This is a genomic window from Lysobacter sp. Soil_C_15, from assembly GCF_057657315.1.
The window spans coordinates 53,067-71,309 of sequence record NZ_JBDGIR010000006.1; the positions used below are offsets into that span (position 1 = coordinate 53,067).

Here is an 18,243-nt window from a genome sequence, read left to right on the forward strand (position 1 = left end):
CAGGAATGGCGTTTTCTTTGGTTACTTTTGACCGCAGGAAATCCCGTGGGACTTTGTCGCCTTGGACAAAGAAGGGGACCCGGCCGCTTGCGGACGGAAGCTTTGCTTTGGAGCTTTGGAGCTTTTGAAGCCTCCGAACGACATACGCCGCGAGACTGCAGCAGCGCGGTCGCGGCTTGTGACCGAAGGAAATCCCTGTGGGACGCCGCCCCTACCCTTCGCGATGGTTTCGGGCTTCGATCGATGGCGGAGGCGTTGATTCCTCTGCGCGTCCCTTGATCCCGGCTCACGCCGCTCCTACAGGGGCGCAGGATAAAGACGCGGCGACCGGGCGGGATGGCGGGCGCGGCTTGTGACCGAAGTAAATCTCTGGCGGGACGCCGCTGCTACCCCTGGAGAACTACAGGCCGACGATGCGACGCTCGGGGCCGGGGCGCTTGCCCAGCTTGCGCTGCAGCGAGCGGCGGTGCATGCCGAGCAGGCGCGCGGTCGCCGAAATATTGCCGCCGGTGTCGTTGAGCGCCTGCTGGATATGCTCCCACTCCATCCGCCGCAACGGCATCATGGTTTCGCTGGCCGGCGCCGCCGGCAGCGGCGTGTCCGGCGTCTCGATGCCGAGCACCGCCAGGATCGCCGGCACGCTGGCCGGCTTGGGCAGATAGTCGTCGGCGCCGCGCTTGATCGCGTCGACCGCGGTGGCCACGCTGGCGTAGCCGGTGACCAGGACGATGCGCATGTCCGGGCGCAATTCGCGCAGCGGCCGGATCAACTGCAGGCCGGATTCGTGGCCCAGCTTGAGATCCAGCAAGGCGAACCCGGGCGGCTGGGCCAAGGCCAGGTCGAGCGCTTCGCGCACGCTGCCGGCGGTGCGGCTTTCGATCCCGCGTCGGGCGAGGCTGCGTTGCAGGGTGGCGGCGTAGGCCGGATCGTCGTCGACGAGCAGACCGCTCAATAACGGACGGGGCAGTGCGTTCATGCGCCGCATCCTAGTCCTGTCGCCGCGCCGCGAGACTGCGGCAAACCGCCGCAGGACAAACTGTCCAGGGGTCTGCTAACGCGCCGCCCCTGTAGGAGCGGCGTGAGCCGCGACAACCGGAGCGGTGAAATACCACGTCACGCTCACAAACCGACTACCCGCCCGATCCACGGCGGCATTCCCTCGCCCACCGGGCCTTGGCCGCAACGCTCGCGTACGTCGCTTCGGTGGTCGCGGCTCACGCCGCTCCTACAGGACGGCAACGCGCGCTTGTAGGAGCGGCGTGAGCCGCGACAATCGGAGCGGTGAAATACCACGTCACGCTCAAAAACCGACTACCCGCCCGATCCGCGGCGGCATTGCCTCGCCCACCGGGCCCTGGCCGCAACGCTTGCGTACATCGCTTCGGTTGTCGCGGCGCGCGCCGCTCCTACAGGACCGCAACGCGCCTTTGTAGGAGCGGCGTGAGCCGCGACCACCGGAGTGGTGAAATACCACGCTCTTTACCGAAGCCGCGTCGGCCGACGGACAGACAGGCCGGCTGGCCTGGCATCGGAGGCTGAACTTGGATACGCGGCCTCGGTGGTCGCGGCTTACGAGCGCAGGAAATCCCCGTGGGACCGCTCCTACAGGAAAGCGGCGACGCCGCTCCGCCGGGTGGACGGAGCGGCGTTGCGGGCGTCACTGGCGCTTGCAGTCGATCACCGTCTCCGCATCGGTGCCGTACGCCACCTCATGCAAGGTCAGGGTGGTACCGGCGCCGGCCTGCAGGCCGAACGGCACCTCCAGCTTGGCCATCTCCGCTCCCGCGGCGCGCAGGCACTTCAGCGGCACGCCGATGCGCCGCCACTGCCCGGGCGGCAGGCCGCGCACGGCCGCGCCCAGCGGCAGCTGCGCCTCGCACTTCGGGCCGCAGCCGGCCAGCAGGCTGACCTCGCCCTGGCCGATCGCATCGGCCTTGAGCGTGATCAGCAACTGCACGTCGCCGTTGGTCTCGCGCACCAGCTCCACCGGCGCGTCGGCGACCCATTCCAGCCGCGCCGCGTCCTTCCATTGCAGGCGCCACGCGTCCTCTTGCGCGCGATAGTCCACCGCCGTCACCGCCAGCGCCGTGCCGGCCGCCAACGGCGGCTTGATCGCCTCGCTGGCCTTGCCCTGCGCGGTCGCGCGCAGGCGCCAGCCGCGCGGCAGCGCGCCGCGGCCGAGGAACTGCATCGAACGCGGATCGATGTCGGCCGCGCCGGGATCCTCGGCCAGCACACCGACCTTGCCGCCCTCGGCGTAGCTCAGGCCGTAGCCGAAGGCGAACTGCGGCGCGTAGTCACGGTCGCCGACGTTGACCACCTGCACCGCGGTTTTCGGCCACGAGTACGACAGCTTGCCCTTGAAGTCGTGCTGGACCTTGCCGTCGCGCCCGCGCAGCAACACGTCGGCGATGCCGCCGCCCTCCGAACCCGGCAGCCAGGCGGCGACGAAGGCGTCGGAAGCGTTGATCTCGCGATTGACCCACAGCGGCCGGCCCGACAGCAGCACGCTGACCACCGGGATGCCGTCGGCCTTGAGCTTGCGGATCGTCTCCAGTTCGGGATTGCGGGTCGGGCGGAACGCCAGCGTGCGCAAGTCGCCCTGGAACTCGGCATAGGGCTCTTCGCCGTAGACGTAGATCGCCACATCGGGCTTGCGCGCGTAGCGGCCGTCGGCGGACAGCTCGGCCTCGCCGCCGCCGGCCCGGATCTGCTCGCGCAGGCCGCTCCAGATCGACTGCGCGTTGGGGAAGTCGGCCGGCTTGAGCCCGGTGCCCTGCCAGTTCAAGGTCCAGCCGCCGGACTGGCGGGCGACGTCGTCGGCCGCCGCGCCGACCACCAGCACGCGGGCCTTGGGCGAAATCGGCAGCGTTGCGGCGTCGTTCTTCAACAGCACCAGCGATTCGCGCACCGCCTGACGGGCGACGGCGCGATGCGCCGGACTGCCGAGCAGTTCGAACTTGCCGCCGAGCGGGCGTTGCGAGGGCTTGCCGGCCTCGAACAGACCCAGCCGCAGCTTGACCCGCAGGATCCGCGCCACCGCGTCGTCCAGCCGCGCCATCGCGATCTCGCCGCTGCGCACCTGCTTGAGCGCGTTCTCGTAGTAGCCGCGCCAGCTGTCCGGCGCCATCAGCATATCGACGCCGGCGTTGAACGCCGCCGCGCAATCCTCGTTGCGGCAGCCCGGCAACTGGCCGTGCGCGTTCCAGTCGCCGACCACGAAGCCGTCGAAATGCCAGCGTTGCTTGAGCAGGCCGGTCAGCAACTCCTGGTTGCCGTGCATCTTGCGGCCCTGCCAGCTCGAGAACGAGGCCATCACGGTCTGCGCGCCGGCCTGCAGCGCCGGCGGATAGCCGGCGCCGTGCACGCGGCGCAACTCGTCCTCGCCGATCCGCGCATCGCCCTGGTCGCGGCCCTCGAAGGTGCCGCCGTCGGCGAGGAAGTGCTTGGCCGAGGCGATCACGTGCGCGCCGTCGAGGAACTGCTCGCTGCCGAGCTTGCCCTGCAGCCCTTCGATCGCCGCCGCGGCGTAGTCGGCGACCAGCCGCGGATCTTCCGAATAGCCTTCGTAGGTGCGGCCCCAGCGATCGTCGCGCGGCACGGTCAGGGTCGGAGCGAAGGTCCACTCCATGCCGGTGCTGCGCACTTCCGCCGCGGTCGCCTCGCCGATGCGCCGGATCAGTTCGGGATTTCGGGTCGCGCCCAGGCCGATGTTGTGCGGGAACAAAGTCGCGCCGATCAGGTTGTTGTGGCCGTGCACCGCATCGATGCCGAACAGGATCGGAATCGCCGCCTTGCCGTCGGCGCTGTCCATCGAGGCCTCGTAGAAACGGTCCGCGATGTCCAGCCATTCCTGCGGCGGCGCGTCGTAGCGTCCGCCGGGCTCGGAGATGCCGCCGGGCTCGGAATTGCCGCCGGCCAGCACCGAGCCCAGGTGGTACTTGCGCACGTCCTCAGGGGTCGCGCTGTTGATGTCAGCCTGGACGATCTGGCCGACCTTCTCCTCCACGCTCATCCGCGCCAGCAGTGCGGCCACGCGCGCCTCCAACGCCGCATCGCGCGGGATCGGCGCCTGCAATTCGGGCCAGCGCGCGGGATCGAGCGGCGGCGCCTGGGCCTGCAGCACGACCGGCAGCAGGGCCAGGGCGATGCCGCAGGCCAGCCGGCGCCGTGCCGTGGCTCGCGTTTGCGCCGGTGCGTGGACGGCGCCTGCGCGCCCCTTGCTTGCGTTCATGATCCGCTCCTGGGAATCGATGGATGTACCGTGTGGACGTACCGTGTGGACGTACCGTGTGGATGCACCGTGTGGGCATGCCGGACGGACGCTGCATCCGCGCGGCGGAACCGGAATCGCCGCGGCGCGGGCATCCGCCGCCGGTTCTGGCAGAATGCGCCCAACACGCGACAGGGAATCGGCGACTCATGCGGGTGCGAATCGAAGACGTGGCGGACGCGGCAGGCGTGTCGATGAAGACCGTTTCGCGCGTGCTCAACCAGGAACCCAATGTCAGCGAGGAGACGCGCAAGCGCGTCGAGGCCGCTGCGCGCAAGCTCCAGTACCGCCCCAACCCGTCGGCGCGCAGCCTGGCCGGACAGCGCTCGTTCCTGGTCGCGCTGCTGTACGACAACCCGTCCAGCAACTACCTGATGGAAGTGCAGGCCGGCATGCTCGACGCCTGCATCGCCCAGCACTACAACCTGATGCTCGCCCCGGTCACCTACGGCGAGCGCAAGCTGGTGACCCACGTCGACGAGATCGTGCAGCGCTCGCGCGCCGACGGCCTGGTGCTGACTCCGCCGCTGACCGACCACCCGGGGCTGATGAAGCGCCTGGGCCAGCTCGGCATTCCCTACGCCAACATCTCGCCCAAGCTGCGCAGCGGGCGCATCGGCGTGATCCTCGACGAGGAGCGCGCGGTGCGCGAAATGATGGCCCACCTGATCTCGCTCGGTCACCGCCGCATCGCCCATATCAAGGGCCATCCCGAACACGGCGCCAGCCAGTGGCGCCTGAACGGCTACCGCGACGGGCTGGCCGCGGCCGGCATCGAGTACGACCCGGCGCTGGTGGTGGAGGGCGACTTCCACTACGACACCGGCGCGATCTGCGCCCAGCGCCTGCTGCTGATGCCCGACCCGCCGACCGCGATCTTCGCCGCCAACGACGACATGGCCGCCGGCACCATCCGCACCGCCAGCGAAATGGGCCTGTCGATTCCCGGCGACGTGTCGGTATGCGGGTTCGACGACACCCCGATCGCGCGCCAGATCTATCCGCCGCTGACCACGGTGCGCCAGCCCACCCGCGAGATGGGCCGGCTGGCGACCCACGAATTGTTCAAACGGATCAAGTCGCCCGAGGACGGGCAGATGATCGTCGCCGCCTACGAACTGCAACTGCGCCAGTCCACCGGCCCGGTCGGCAAGGCGCGCGCGCGCCGGCGCTGAAAGCAGCGGCTGCGCGGCACCGGCGCCGCGCATGGCGGACCGCACCGTCCTCACCAGAACACGGCGTACAGCGCGATCAGGATCGCCAGCACGGCGACCGCGGCGATGTTGAACGAGGGCGCCGTCGCATAGCCCACGCCGTCGTGGCGGATGCGGTCGACCCCGGCGCCCGAACGCGTCGCCAGCGACACCGTCACCGCCAGCGCGGCGGCGAGCAGGAACACCAGCCCGACCCGGTTCACGAACGGCAGCTCCGGCCAGGCCAGCTTCAGCGCGATCGAGAGCAGGAACGAGCCCAGCGCCGCGGCCAGCGCGCCGGCCTCGTTGGCGCGCTTCCAGAACAGGCCGAGCACGAAGATCACCACGATGCCCGGAGTGAAGAAACCGGTGTATTCCTGGATGTACTGGAAACCCTGGTCGAAGCCGCCGATCAGCGGGCGCGCGGTGAGGATCGCAATCGCGATCGCCGCCGCCGCGGTCAGCCGGCCGATCCGCACCAGCTGCCGCTCCGAGGCGTCGGGCCGGCGCTTGGCGTAGAAGTCGAGAGTGAAGATGGTCGCGACCGAATTGATCTTCGACGCCAGCGAGGCCACGATCGCCGCGACCAGGGCGGCGAACACCAGCCCGAGCACGCCGGTCGGCAGCAGCGCCATCATCGCCGGGTAGGCGTCGTCGGAGCGCGGCAGGTTCGGCGCCAGCATCACCGCGGCGATGCCCGGCAACACCACGATGATCGGCAGGATGATCTTCAAAGCGGCGGCGAACACGATGCCCTTCTGCGCCTCGCGCAGGTCCTTGGCCGCCAGCGCGCGCTGGATGATGTACTGGTTGAAGCCCCAGTAGCTCACGTGCATCACCCACAGTCCGCCGAGCAGCACGCCGATGCCGGGCAGGTCCTTGTAGTGCGGATTGTCGGGCGACAGGATCATCTTGAAGTGATCCGGATGCGCGGCCCACAGGGTCTTGAAGCCGGCCAGGATGCCGGCGTCGCCGCCGATCTTGCCCAGGGTCAGCGCCGCCACCATCAGCCCGCCGAGCACCAGCAAAGTGACCTGGACGATGTCGGTCAACGCCACCGCCTTGAGCCCGCCGTAGAGCTGATAGGCCAGGGCGAACGCGCCGAGCAGGGCCAGGGCCAGGAACTGGTCCATGCCGGTGACCTGGGCCACCGCGATCGAGCCCAGCCACAGGATCGAGGTCAGGTTGACGAACACGTACAGGCCGAGCCAGAACACCGCCATCAGGGTGCGGATGCGGTTGCCGTAGCGCTCTTCCAGGAACTGCGGCATGGTGTAGATGCCGTTGCGCAGGAACACCGGCAGGAAGAACTTGCCGACCACCAGCAGGGTCGCCGCCGCCATCCACTCGTAGGAGGCGATCGCCAGGCCCAGCGCGTAGCCCGAGCCGGACATGCCGATGATCTGTTCGGCGGAGATGTTGGCCGCGATCAGCGACGCGCCGATAGCCCACCACGGCAGCGCCTTGCTGGCCAGGAAGTAGTCCTTGGCGGTTTTCTCGTGCCCGCCTTTCTCGCGCGAGACCCACTGCGCGAGGGCGAACACGCCGGCCAGGTAGACCAGGACGATCAGGGTATCGAGCAGGGAGAGTTTCATGCGGCTCCGGAGAATGGCTGCGCGGTGCCTGCCGTTCTACCGGCCGCCGCCGGGCTTGGCCACGGCGCAACGGAGTTTTCGGGCAAGAATTCGATTGCAATGAAGTCGGGAACGGTTTTCGGCGGGTCGAATCGGGCCGAGGACGATTTGCGTGCGCAGCGCCCGCGCGCGGCAGCAGCCAGCGACCGCGAAAACCGCTCGACGTCATTCACGCGAAAGCGGGAATCCAGGGCCCCACCGAGGCCTGACGCTGAAGCCTCTGGATTACCGCTTTTGCGGGAACGACTGCCCGAAGGTGACGCTAAGGGTGCTGTGTCCGCGCCCGCCCGGATGCCCCGCCGTCCCGCCCGCACGCCGCGGAGCGGAACGCGGGACGGGGCGAAGGGCTTGCGACGCGATCCGGCCATCAGAAGTTCCAGCGCACGCGCACGCCGTAGCTGCGCGCGTCGTTGAGGAAGCGCACGTTGACCCCGGAACCGACCAGGGCCTTTTGCGACACGTCCTTGTTGGTCAGGTTGCTGCCCCAGACCTCGAACCGCCAGGCGCCGTCGAGGGTGGTGAAGCCGGCGCCGGCGTTGATCTGGGTGAAGCCGGGTTGCTCGTCGGGGAAGCCGGCCGTGGCCGAGTCCTCGACCCGGTCGACCGTGCCGGCGGTGTCGCGCAGGAAGGTGACGTCGCGGTCGTTGTACTGGGTCAGGAAGAACGAGGAGCGGTAAGCGGCGAGGATCTGCCAGTCGAAGGTGCCGCGGGCGAACTCGATCGCCTGCTGCAGGCGCGCGTTGAGGGTGAAGCGCGACGACAGCGGCAGCTCGTTGCCGGTCAGGTCGATCTGCGAGGTGATGCCGCCGTTGCCGAAGTCCTGGCTGCGCACGTCGGCGACCACGCCGCGCTTGATCTTGGTCTGCAGGTAGAGCGCGTTGAGGTCGAGGGTGAAGCCGGCGCCGAAGCGCAGCCGGCTTTCGGCCTCCAGGCCGTACAGCTCGGACTTGCCGACGTTGCGGTTGACCAGGGCGAAGCCGGTGGCCTCGCCGTCGGGGTTGAACGCGATCACGCTCAGGTCCTGGAACACCTGGTCGGCGTAGTCGTAGTAGAAGCCGCTGATGTTGAAGGTCGATGTGCGTCCGAGGAAGTCGAACGAGTTCTTCGAACCGATCTCCAGCGCGGTCAGCTTCTCCGGCTTGTAGGTCTCGGGAATGACGTTGACGTCGAAGCTGTCGTTGAAGCCGCCGGCCTTGTGACCGGTGGAGACGGTGGCGTACATCAGATTGCGCGGGGTCAGGTCGTACTCGAAGCCGATTCGCCAGTCGAGGAAGTCGAAGGCGCTGGAGCCGTGCTGCGGCGACGGCACGCCGAGCACCAGGAAGCTGTGCTGGCCGTTGGCCGGGCAGTCGACGCTGTTGCCGCCGGTGTCGGGCCGGTCGACGCAGGTGCCGTTGGGACGCGATCCGTCGACGATGCCCTGCAGCTGTTGCTGCATGGTGTCGCGGGCGCCGGCGCGCAGGATGCCCTGGAGCAGGAAGCGGGCCATGTCGGCGTTGCTGGTCAGGCCGGAGACGTCGAAGCTGGGCCGGTCGAGCAGTGTCGGCATGAAGCCTTCGGTGCCCAGACGGGTCTGGAATACCCCGCCCTCGCCGCCCAGGCCGATGGTCCAGTTGCCGCCGATGCCGTCGCGCGACTTGCGTTCGTCGGTATAGCGCAGCCCGCCCTTGACCCGGAACCTCTCGTTGACGTCGAAGGTGCCGTCGCCGAACACCGCCCAGGACTTGCCGTCGACGTCGGGCATAGTGAACTCGGTGCCCGAGTAGAACGCGCCCTTGTCGGCCAGGGCGATGAAGCCGACCTGCTGCTTCTCGTGGAAGTAGAAACCGCCGGTGGTCCAGCGGAACCGCGCGTCGTCGGCCGAGGACAGGCGCAGTTCGTGGGTCTGCGCCTGCGAACGCGCCTGCAGGTAGTTGGTGCCGAAGTTGTCGTAGTCGATCCCGCCCCAGCTCGCCGGCTGGCCGGGCGGGCGCTCGCGCAGGTCGCGTCCGGGCCAGGTATTGCCGTCGGAAGCGGAATTGATCTGGAAATAGTCGACGTCGCGGTAGCTGCCGTTGTACTCCAGGTTGACCGGGCCGAAGTCGTAGCGCACCGTGCCCTGGAAGCCCCACAGCTTGTTGTCGACCTTGCCCTGCACGCCGCGGTAGAGGATGTCGCGCAACTCGATGTCGTCGGCCTTGTAGCCCTCCTGGGCGGCGCGGAACAGGTTCGCGCCCGGGTAGCCGGTGCCGCGTTCGCGGCCGACGTCGAGCATCGCGAACACCGACAGCTTGTCGTCGGGCTCGTACAGGAACGACAGGCGGCCGGCATGGTCGTCCTGGATTCCGGCCGGCTCGATGTGCCGCCACAGGCCGACGTTCTCGAACCCGGCCTCCTTCTCGATGTGGTAGCCGGCGAAGCGCAGCGCGGCGTAGTCGCCGAGCGGGAAGTTCAGCGCGGTCTCGTAACCGCGCTGTTCGCGATTGCCGACCTCGCCCTGCACGTAGCCGCCGAATTCGCCGCCGAGCTCGGGCTTCTTGGTGACGATGTTGAGGGTGCCGGCCAGCGCGTTGCGGCCGCGCAGGGTGCCCTGCGGGCCCTTGTTGATCTCGACCCGCTCCAGGTCGTAGAACATCCCGCCCAGGCCGCGCGGGCGCGGGATGTAGGCGCCGTTGACGTGCGGTGCGGCGCCGGGGTCGCCGAGTTCGGTGTTGTTGGACGAGCCGACGCCGCGGATGAAGACCTCGGTCGCGCCCTCCTGATTGGCGATGCTCAGGCCGGGCACGGCGACCTGCATCTGGCGCAGTTCGTTGTTGATGCCCAGCCCGCGCAGGTCGTCCTGCGACAACGCCTGGGCGGTACCGGCGTACTTCTGCAGGCTCTGCTCGCGCCGCTCGACGGTGACGATCACCGAATCCAGGTCGGTGGCGTCGCGGTCGGTCGCGGCCTCGTCCGTTGGCGCGGCCGGCGCGGCCTGCTGGGCCCAGGCCGGCGCGGCCAGCAGCACCGAACAGATCGCCAAGCTCAGGCTCGAATCGCGCAGGCGCGCGCTGCTGGACACGGTCATCAGAACATCCCTCCCGGGGGTCGGCCGGCGGCCGCTGCTGTGGTCTGTGGCGCGCGCGGTTCCGGGCCGGGCCCGTCGCCGCGGACGACGATGCGCGGCCGATGTAGCCCGACTATGACAGCGCTGTCAATTTCATGGACACGATGTGGCGGCGCAGCATGGTTGCGGGCGGCGGCCGTTGCGCGACGCGAGCGGCATCGCCGGCGCCAGCAAGCGTGACTGCAATCACGCAAGCGCTTGTACGGGCTCGGCGTAAGCGGTTACAGACGCGCTCGCCGACGGCTCGGGTTCGACCAAAGTCGAATCGGTTTCGAGTGTGCGTCGTCGGCCGGCAGATGTGCCGGCGCGACCACCGCATGGCGCAGTGCATCATGCGTCCGCGCGAGTCGCGCAGGCGCGCGGCGCCGGCGCAAGCGCGAGCCCCGGCCGCAGCCGGGGCTCGCGATGGAACGGTGGCAACAGGCGATCGCTTACGGCGTGGCGTCGGTCGCCGCGTCGGCATTGGCGATGCCGGTACCGATGGTCGGCACCTGCGCGACCGGGAACGGCGTGATGTTGGCCTTGATGATGGACTCGATCCCGGCCGGCGACGGCGCCGCCGCGGGCTTGGAGCGCATCAGCGCGACGATGCCGGCGACGAACGGCGCCGCCATCGAGGTGCCGCTGTAGTTGGCGTAGCTGGCCGCGCCCGGGGTGGTGGTGCCGGTGTTCAAGGTCGACAGGATGCTCGCGCCCGGCGCGGCGACGTCCACCGCCGGGCCGTGGTTGGAGAAGCTGGCACGCACGCCGTTGGAGGTGGTCGCGCCGACGGTGATCACGTTGGCGCAGCTGGCCGGCTGGAAGTTGCGCGCGTCGGCGTTGCTGTTGCCGGCCGCGACCACCACCGTGGTGCCGCGCGACACCGCGCCGTTGATCGCGTTCTGGAAGGTCGAGCTGCAGGCGCCGCCGCCGCCGAGGCTGAGGTTGATCACCCCGGCCTTGTTGACGCCCACCGCCGGCACGCCGGCGACGGTGCCGCCGGAGGCCCAGGTGATCGCATCGGCGATGTCGACCAGGGTGCCGCCGCACTTGCCGAGCACGCGCGCCGACAGCACCTTGGCGCGGAACGCGGTGCCGGCAACGCCGGTGGCGTTGTTGGTGACCGCGGCGGCGATGCCGGTGACGTGGGTGCCGTGCCAGCTGGACGGGTTCGGCGAGCACCAGTCGCCCGGATCGCTGGGGTCGCTGTCGCGCCCGCCGCCGTCGTTGGCGGTGGTGGCGTTGGTGATGAAGTCGTAGCCGCGCGGCGAGGTCAGGTTGGCGACCAGGTCGGGATGGTTGGTGATGCCGGTGTCGAGCACGGCGATGATTTCGCCCTGGCCCTGGTAGCCGTTGTCCCAGCCGGTATTGGCGCGGATGCCCCAGGTGCCGTGCAGGCCCCACTGCGAGGGATAGCTGGGGTCGTTCGGGGTCAGCGCCGGATGGAAGATCGAGTTCGGCTCGACGTATTCGACGTTCGGGTCGGCGGCGATGTGCTGCATCAGCGTGGTCGCTTCGGCGACGTCGAGCGGACGGCTGGTCTCGACCAGTTCGGCGCCGGTCGATACCGAGCGCGCGTGCTTGATGCTCAGGCTCTTCTTGCCGAGCGCGGCGACGGCGCGATCGAGGCGGTGCTGGAAGTCGGCGGCCTTGCCCGGCGAGCCGGACTTGTAGGCGACGATGAAGCCCTCGACCGGACGATCCGGATCGAGGCTGCTCAGGTTGACGCGCTCGGCGGCGAAGGCGGGCGCGGCGACGAGGGCGAGGGTGGCGGCCGCCAGCGCGTGGCGGCGGAGATTGCGCTTGGATTGCTGAGACATTGGCGAAACTCCCGTGAGGTTTCGTTTCGTTTGGCCGCAGGGATGCGGCGAACCGTCCTGGTTCTCTCGCGATCGACGATGGGGATACGGCTGCCTTCCGCGATTGCGTCCGGACGTCGTGGCGGATGCAGCGCTATGCATCCGGGCTAGGCAGCCTAGGCGGGAATATTTATTCGACAACGACAAAACGACTATTCGTCACATCGGTTCCGTGGCTTGGCATGGCAATTGCGATCACGCCCGGCGCCGGGTCGGCCGCGCGCGCGTCCCTCGCCGGCGCGGACGCGACCGTCGCAAACCGGGCCGCGCCGGCGGCGCAACCGAGAGTGGGATGGGCGCGCCGATGTCCGGGCCGGCGCCGGACTTGCGTTGGTTTCGGTGAGCCGCCACAGGCGCCGGCGCGCGGCGGGGTTCACGTGCCGGGTTCACGTGCCGGCCCCCGGCCCGTTCCACGCGTGTGCCCCGGCGCGCGTCGCCGGACCGCAGTGCGAGCGCTCGGCCGAGTTCGTCCGCGCGAATTGGCTGAGCAACGCGCGCCTGCCCAAGCTCGCCTGCCCGAACCGGAGTGCGTTTCATGGCCGAACCGCGATGGCTGATGCTGCTCTTGCCGGCGCTATGGCTGGCCGCGCCGGCGGCGGACGCCGCCGAGCGGGTCGAGGCGAAGATCGACTGGCCGCAGGCGCAGGCCGACATCCGCGCCGCCGACGGTCCTGGCGCCGACAGCGGCGACCGCGCCACCGTCGCCCAGTTGCGCTCCGCGCCGGCCCTGCAGCAGACCCTGGACCGCATCGCCCTGCCGGTGCTGGTGCCGGACCAGGACTCGGTGCGCGCGGCGCCGTCGCTGATCGAGCAGGGCCGCGCCTACGCCGCGGACTATCCGCTCGACGGCGCCGACCTGGTGGTGCTGGGCGCGGCCTCGGCGCTGGCGGTGGCCGAAGACGCGCCGCTCGCCGGGTTGCTGGCCAGCGACGCGCCGGCCTACGTGTTCGAGAGCTACGAGTACGGCGCCGACCTGAGCTTCCTGCGCTACGGCGCGTCGTACGTGTTGCGGCTGGCCTGCGACGAACTCGACGATGCGCGCTGCCGCAAGGACGAATTCCTGCGCAAGATCGCCGAGAGCCTGGTCGCGGTCGGAGGGCGGGCACGATGAAACGATGGCTGATCCTCGCCGCCTGGCTGGCCAGCGCGGCCGCATGGGCCCAGGACGAGCCGGCGTTCTCGCCGCCCGGCCAACTCGAAGCCGGCTCCGGCCGCGGGGTCGCCGACGGCAACGTCTACCTGCGCGACATCCGCTTTCCGATCGAGAAGGCGCCGGCGTTCCTGAACTCGCAGGTTTGGCGCAAGGGCGGCAGCAAAGGCCCGGCCGGCGGGCAGTGCGACCGCGCCAACTACAGCTATCCCTGGCGCGACAACTTCTGCGAGTCGCGCAGTTGGGGCATGCCGCTGTGCCCCTCGGGCCAGGGCCACCAGGGCCAGGACATCCGCCCGGCCACCTGCAAGGCCGGCCAGCATTGGGCCGTCGCGGCCGAGGCCGGCAAGATCGTGCAGATCGGCAAGTACAGCGTCAGCCTGCAAACTCCCGCCGGCACCGTCTACCGCTATCTGCATCTGGAAATGGACGACCTGGCGGTGCGCCGCGGCGACGCGGTCGCGCGCGGCGCGCGCATCGGCAAGGTGTCCAACGACTTCGGCGGCGCCGCGACCACCATTCACCTGCACTTCGACATCAAGGACAGCGTGCGCGTCGGCGGCCGCGGCCAGGTGCTGTTCGTGCCGCCGTACAGCAGCCTGCGCGCCGCCTACGAACGGCTGTTGGCCGGACGGCCCTGAGGCGCGGCCGTGAACGCGCGTGCGCTGCTGCGGTCGGGCTGGCTGGCGCTGCTGCTGGCGGCCGCGCCGGCGCAGGCCGGCGAGTTGACCGTGGCCTCGACCACCGGCGAGGTTACCGTCTACGGCCATAGCCGCGCGCTGGTGATCGGCCAGTCGCGCTACCGCCCCTGGCCGGCGCTGGAAACCGTGCCGGAAGAAACCAGCAACCTGCGCGATGCGCTGTTGCAGCAAGGCTTCGACCAGGTCGATCTGGTCGCCGACCTGGGCGGCGCCGAACTGGGTCAGCGCATCCGCGCTTTCCTCTACCAGCCGGTGCCGCGCGACACCCGCCTGCTGCTGTTCGTCGCCGCGCACGGCCATACCGACCGCCGTTTCACCGGCTTCGTCCTGCCGGTCGACAACCCGCTGGAAGGCGAGCCCGGCTTTCTCGATCACATGGTCAGCCTGGAGGACATCTCCAACTGGTCCAAGCAGTCGCCGGCCAAGCACGTGATGATGGTGTTCGACAGCTGCTTCTCCGGCGCGGTGTTCCTGACCCGCGCCAACCTGCGGCCGGGCGAGCTGTTCCTCAACAACGCCGACAAGGCGGTGCGCCAGTTCATCAGTTCCGGCAGCGCCAGCGACCAGGTGCCGGCGCGCAGCGATTTCGCGGTCAAGTTCATCGAGGGCATCGCCGGCGCCGCCGACACCTACCCCGACGGCATCGTCACCGGCAACGAACTGGGCTACTGGCTCAAGGCCGAGATCACCCGGCTCGGCCGGCAGACGCCGCAATACGGCTCCTCGACGCTGAAGGAATTCCAGCAGGGCGACGTGCTGTTCAAGCCCAGCGGCATGCAGGCCACGGCGCCGATCCGCGCGCGCGCGCCGGGCGGCGACGGCACCCGCGGCGCGCAGGCGCGTTTGCTCGGCGAGCCGGACCGCGCCGAGATGGCGGTGTTCCGCGGCATCGACGTGGTCTATTACCAGAAGATCGCCGACGGCCCGACGATCCACGATGCGCTCAGCCGTAGCGGCATTCCCTACCGCAAGACCCGCGCCCAGTTGCCCGAGCGCCTGCATACCAACGCCATCGCCTGCGGGCCGGACACGCCGGGCGCGGCGATCCGCACCCTGGCCCTGGCCTTGCTCGATCGTGGCGTCGCCCTGCAGGCGATCCTTCCGTTCCGCGATTACCGGCGCAAGCCGCTGCAGCTGGAAGTGCTGACCACCACCTGGCTGGGCGGCCCCGGCCTGCGCGCGAACGGCGCCGACCGGCTCAGCCGCGAGCAGGTCGAAGCCTTGCGCGCCTGCCCCACCGACTGAGCGCGCCGGCCCGGCGCGGAGCCGGGCCGGCGCGCCGCGCGATCAGCTCTCGTACGCCGATTCGCCGTGGCTGGTGATGTCCAGGCCCTCGCGCTCGGCCTCTTCGGCCACGCGCAGGCCGGTGACGGCCTTGACCAGGACGAAGGCGAGCACCGACACCGCGCCCGACCAGACCACGGTGATGCCGACGCTGAGCGCCTGCACGCCGACCTGCTCGAGGATGCTGTCGTTGCCGGCGCCGAGGCCGAAGCCGCCCAGCGCGGGCGCGCTGAACACGCCGGTGAGCAGGGCGCCGATGATCCCGCCCAGGCCGTGCACGCCGAACACGTCGAGCGCGTCGTCGGCGCGCAGCAGGCGCTTGAGTCCGTGCACGCCCCACACGCAGGCCGCGCCGGCGATCGCGCCGATCGCGATCGCGCCGAACGGCCCGACCGTGCCGCAGGCCGGGGTCACCGCGACCAGCCCGGCGACCACGCCCGAGGCGCCGCCGAGCATCGACGGCTTGCCCTTGATCACCGCCTCGACCAGGCTCCAGGCCAGCGCCGCGGCGGCGGTGGCGAGCAGGGTATTGAGGAAGGCCAGGGCCGCGCCGGCGTTCGCTTCCAGGTTGGAGCCGGCGTTGAAGCCGAACCAGCCCACCCACAGCAGCGAAGCGCCGATCATGGTGTAGGCGACGTTGTGCGGCTTGATCGCCTCACGCCCGTAGCCGACCCGCTTGCCGACGAAGTAGGCGCCGACCAGACCGGCGATGCCGGCGTTGATGTGCACCACCGTGCCGCCGGCGAAGTCGATCGCGCCCTTGGCGAACAGGAAGCCGTCCGGCCCGTACCAGACCATGTGCGCGATCGGCAGGTAGGCGAAGGTGAACCAGATCGCCGCGAACAGCAGCACCGCGGAGAACTTGATCCGTTCGGCGAAGGCGCCGACGATCAGCGCGCCGGTGATGCCGGCGAAGGTCGACTGGAACGCCACGAACACGTATTCCGGCAACGCCACGCCGGCGCTGAAGGTCGCCGCCAGCGAGGTCTTGTCGATGCCCTTGAGGAACAGCTTGTCCAAGCTGCCGATCCAGGCGTTGCCGCCGGCGAAGGCCAGCGAATAGCCGTAGCTGACCCACAGCAGCACGATCAGCGAGAATACCGCCAGCACCTGCATCAGCACCGACAGCACGTTCTTGGAGCGCACCAGGCCGCCGTAGAACAGGGCCAGGCCCGGCACCGTCATCAACAGCACCAGCAGGGTCGAGGTCAGCATCCAGGCCACATCGCCCTTGTCGACCGTCGGCGCGGCCGCGGCGGCCGCGTCCTGGGCGCGCGCGGCGCCGGAGGCGAGCCAAGCCAACGCCGGCGCCGCGGCCAGGGCCCAGGCCCGGGCCGAGGCATGGGGGGACCGCTCGCGCGAGCGGGATTCGATCGTCGTGTACTTCATGGTCGTATCTCGCGTGAGGGGTCAGAGAGCGTCGTCGTCGAGTTCGCCGGTGCGGATCCGCACCGTCGCCTCGACCGGCAGGACGATGATCTTGCCGTCGCCGACCTTGCCGGTGCGCGCGGCGTTCTGGATCGCTTCCAGCGCGGCGTCGAGCAGACTGTCGGGCACCGCGCACTCGACCTTGAGCTTGGGCAGGAAATCGACGACGTATTCGGCGCCGCGATACAACTCGGTGTGGCCCTTCTGCCGGCCGAAGCCTTTGACTTCGGTGACGGTGATGCCCGATACGCCGACTTCGGTCAGCGCTTCGCGCACTTCGTCGAGCTTGAACGGGCGGATGATCGCAGTGATCAGTTTCATCTCGCAGCTCCGTGGAGTTCTTGAACGATGGGGCGCAAGGCGTCAGAACGCCTTGGTCAGGGTCAGGGCGAAGGCGTCGTCGGCAAGGAAATGGCCGTGCGCATTGGTGTACAGCGCCTCTTCGGCGTCGGTGCCGCTGTAGGCGACGGCGACCGAGAAGCCGTGGTCGAAGCTCTTGGTCACGCCGAGCTTCCAGTCGACGTACTCGAAGTCCTGGTTGTGCTCGATCCACTGCTTGCCGCCGTGCAGGTTGAGCGTCCAGCCGGGCTGGAAGGTCCAGTTGAGGTTGGCGTCGAGGTAGGACGAGCCGTCGGAGTCGGCGTAGCCGAACAGGTCGGTGACGGCGTAGGAGTACTTCAGCCCGACCGAGACCGTGTCCGAGGGCGCCACCGTACCGCCGAGGTAGATCTCGGTGGTGTTGGGGCTGTTGAAGCCGGAGGGGTAGTCGCCCGGGTAGTAGTAGGTCAGCACGCCGACGTCGTAGGAGACGATCTCGCCGGCCTTGCCGCGGTAGCCCAGGTAGGCGTCGAGTTCCAGGCTGCTGGAGATGTCGTCGCCGACCACCACCGTGTCGGACAGCCAGCTGACGTTGCTGCCCCAGGCGCCGGCGTAGAAGCCGCTGTCGTGGGCGTACTCGATGCCCCCCTGCAGGGCCGGATCCTGGTCGGTCTGCGATACGCCGCGGAACAGGTAGTCGCTGGTCAGGGCGACCGAGCCGGTTACGCCGGCATGGGCGGGCGCCGCGAGCAGCGCGAAGGCGGCCGTCGCGGCCAGGGCGAGCGCGTGCGCGCGCGCCGTGCGGGTGCGACGGGTAGGACGATGTTCGGTGCTGGCGATCGTGATGCGTGACATGACACAGGCACTCCTCATAAGCGGTGGCCCCTCCCCGGTCATTGCTGCGGTGCGCCGGTCCCCTGCGCGGGATGCGGCGGCGGTGGCGCGACGGACTCTGCGGTCCGCCTCGCTGCGATGTCCTTCCTCCTGTGTCGCCGTGCCTGCTTGCCTTGGCGCCGCCGGACTCTTCGGTCTCGTGTCGGTGCCGCCCGGTGCCGCTTTGCCGCGTTTGCCATGGATTTCTTCGGCCAAGCCGCTCCCGCGACGGCGGCCGCGGGCCGTCGTCGGGCGGGGGTGGGCGGGTGGCGCCGCCCGGCTTGGAATTCGTTCCCTGAAAGCGACACGGCCCGGAGCGTTAGCCCCGGGCCGTGTGCCGTTTCACCTCGCCGCGCGCTCCGCCGCGCACCGCCGCATCGCCTCGCGCCGCGCCGCAGCGGGGCGGCACAGTCGGACAGCGGGCGGTGGCGGGGCGAAGGCGTTCATGGCGGAGGCTTGGTGGCTT

The 18,243-nt window shown here is 69.7% G+C and carries 12 protein-coding genes; 4 read left to right on the forward strand and 8 right to left on the reverse strand.

Annotated elements, in window-relative coordinates; genetic code table 11:
• Window positions 1–400: 400 nt before the first annotated feature.
• Both AC3A57_RS15110 and AC3A57_RS15115 read right to left on the reverse strand, forming a co-directional pair.
• Window positions 401–976 carry a response regulator transcription factor gene (locus AC3A57_RS15110; RefSeq protein ID WP_221670868.1) on the reverse strand — a complete coding sequence of 192 codons (576 nt, stop codon included), beginning with the start codon at window positions 974–976 and terminating at the stop codon, window positions 401–403.
• A 681-nt stretch (window positions 977–1,657) separates the two neighbouring features.
• Window positions 1,658–4,234, reverse strand: a complete 2,577-nt coding sequence (locus AC3A57_RS15115) for a glycoside hydrolase family 3 protein (RefSeq protein WP_487579665.1) — start codon at window positions 4,232–4,234, stop codon at window positions 1,658–1,660.
• Between the two features lie 188 nt (window positions 4,235–4,422).
• Between AC3A57_RS15115 and AC3A57_RS15120 the strand changes: the two genes are divergently transcribed.
• Window positions 4,423–5,448, forward strand: a complete 1,026-nt coding sequence (locus AC3A57_RS15120) for a LacI family DNA-binding transcriptional regulator (RefSeq protein WP_487579666.1) — start codon at window positions 4,423–4,425, stop codon at window positions 5,446–5,448.
• Window positions 5,449–5,498: 50 nt separating this feature from the next.
• On the opposite strand, the gene AC3A57_RS15125 is transcribed toward AC3A57_RS15120, so the two are convergent.
• From AC3A57_RS15125 to AC3A57_RS15135, 3 genes are all read right to left on the reverse strand, one after another.
• Window positions 5,499–7,061, reverse strand: a complete 1,563-nt coding sequence (locus AC3A57_RS15125; protein ID WP_487579667.1) for a sodium/sugar symporter — start codon at window positions 7,059–7,061, stop codon at window positions 5,499–5,501.
• Window positions 7,062–7,467: 406 nt separating this feature from the next.
• Entirely contained in the window at window positions 7,468–10,146 is a 2,679-nt protein-coding gene (locus AC3A57_RS15130; protein WP_487579668.1) for a TonB-dependent receptor, read from the reverse strand.
• Window positions 10,147–10,616: 470 nt separating this feature from the next.
• Window positions 10,617–11,984: a S8 family peptidase gene (locus AC3A57_RS15135; protein WP_487579669.1), complete on the reverse strand. Its 1,368-nt coding sequence runs from the start codon at window positions 11,982–11,984 to the stop codon at window positions 10,617–10,619.
• 574 nt (window positions 11,985–12,558) lie between these two features.
• On the opposite strand from AC3A57_RS15135, the gene AC3A57_RS15140 reads away from it, so the two are divergent.
• Genes AC3A57_RS15140 through AC3A57_RS15150 form a run of 3 tightly spaced genes read left to right on the forward strand, consistent with a single transcriptional unit; the run spans window position 12,559 to window position 15,119 of the window.
• On the forward strand, window positions 12,559–13,134 hold the full coding sequence (locus tag AC3A57_RS15140; RefSeq protein WP_487579670.1) for a hypothetical protein: 576 nt from the start codon (window positions 12,559–12,561) through the stop codon (window positions 13,132–13,134).
• Entirely contained in the window at window positions 13,131–13,814 is a 684-nt protein-coding gene (locus AC3A57_RS15145; protein ID WP_487579671.1) for a M23 family metallopeptidase, read from the forward strand. Before AC3A57_RS15140 ends, AC3A57_RS15145 begins: the two co-directional genes overlap by 4 nt.
• A gap of 9 nt (window positions 13,815–13,823) precedes the next feature.
• A complete protein-coding gene (locus AC3A57_RS15150) occupies window positions 13,824–15,119 on the forward strand; it encodes a caspase family protein (RefSeq protein ID WP_487579672.1) in 1,296 nt (431 codons plus the stop codon).
• A gap of 42 nt (window positions 15,120–15,161) precedes the next feature.
• Here the strand turns inward: AC3A57_RS15150 and AC3A57_RS15155 are convergent, their stop codons facing one another.
• From AC3A57_RS15155 to AC3A57_RS15165, 3 genes are read right to left on the reverse strand one after another with little or no spacing between them, the layout of a single operon-like run.
• Entirely contained in the window at window positions 15,162–16,547 is a 1,386-nt protein-coding gene (locus tag AC3A57_RS15155; RefSeq protein WP_487579673.1) for an ammonium transporter, read from the reverse strand.
• A gap of 21 nt (window positions 16,548–16,568) precedes the next feature.
• Window positions 16,569–16,907 carry a P-II family nitrogen regulator gene (locus AC3A57_RS15160; RefSeq protein ID WP_221670859.1) on the reverse strand — a complete coding sequence of 113 codons (339 nt, stop codon included), beginning with the start codon at window positions 16,905–16,907 and terminating at the stop codon, window positions 16,569–16,571.
• A gap of 42 nt (window positions 16,908–16,949) precedes the next feature.
• Window positions 16,950–17,759 (reverse strand): TorF family putative porin, encoded by an 810-nt coding sequence (locus tag AC3A57_RS15165; RefSeq protein ID WP_487579674.1) that lies wholly within the window; start codon window positions 17,757–17,759, stop codon window positions 16,950–16,952.
• Window positions 17,760–18,243: the final 484 nt, after the last annotated feature.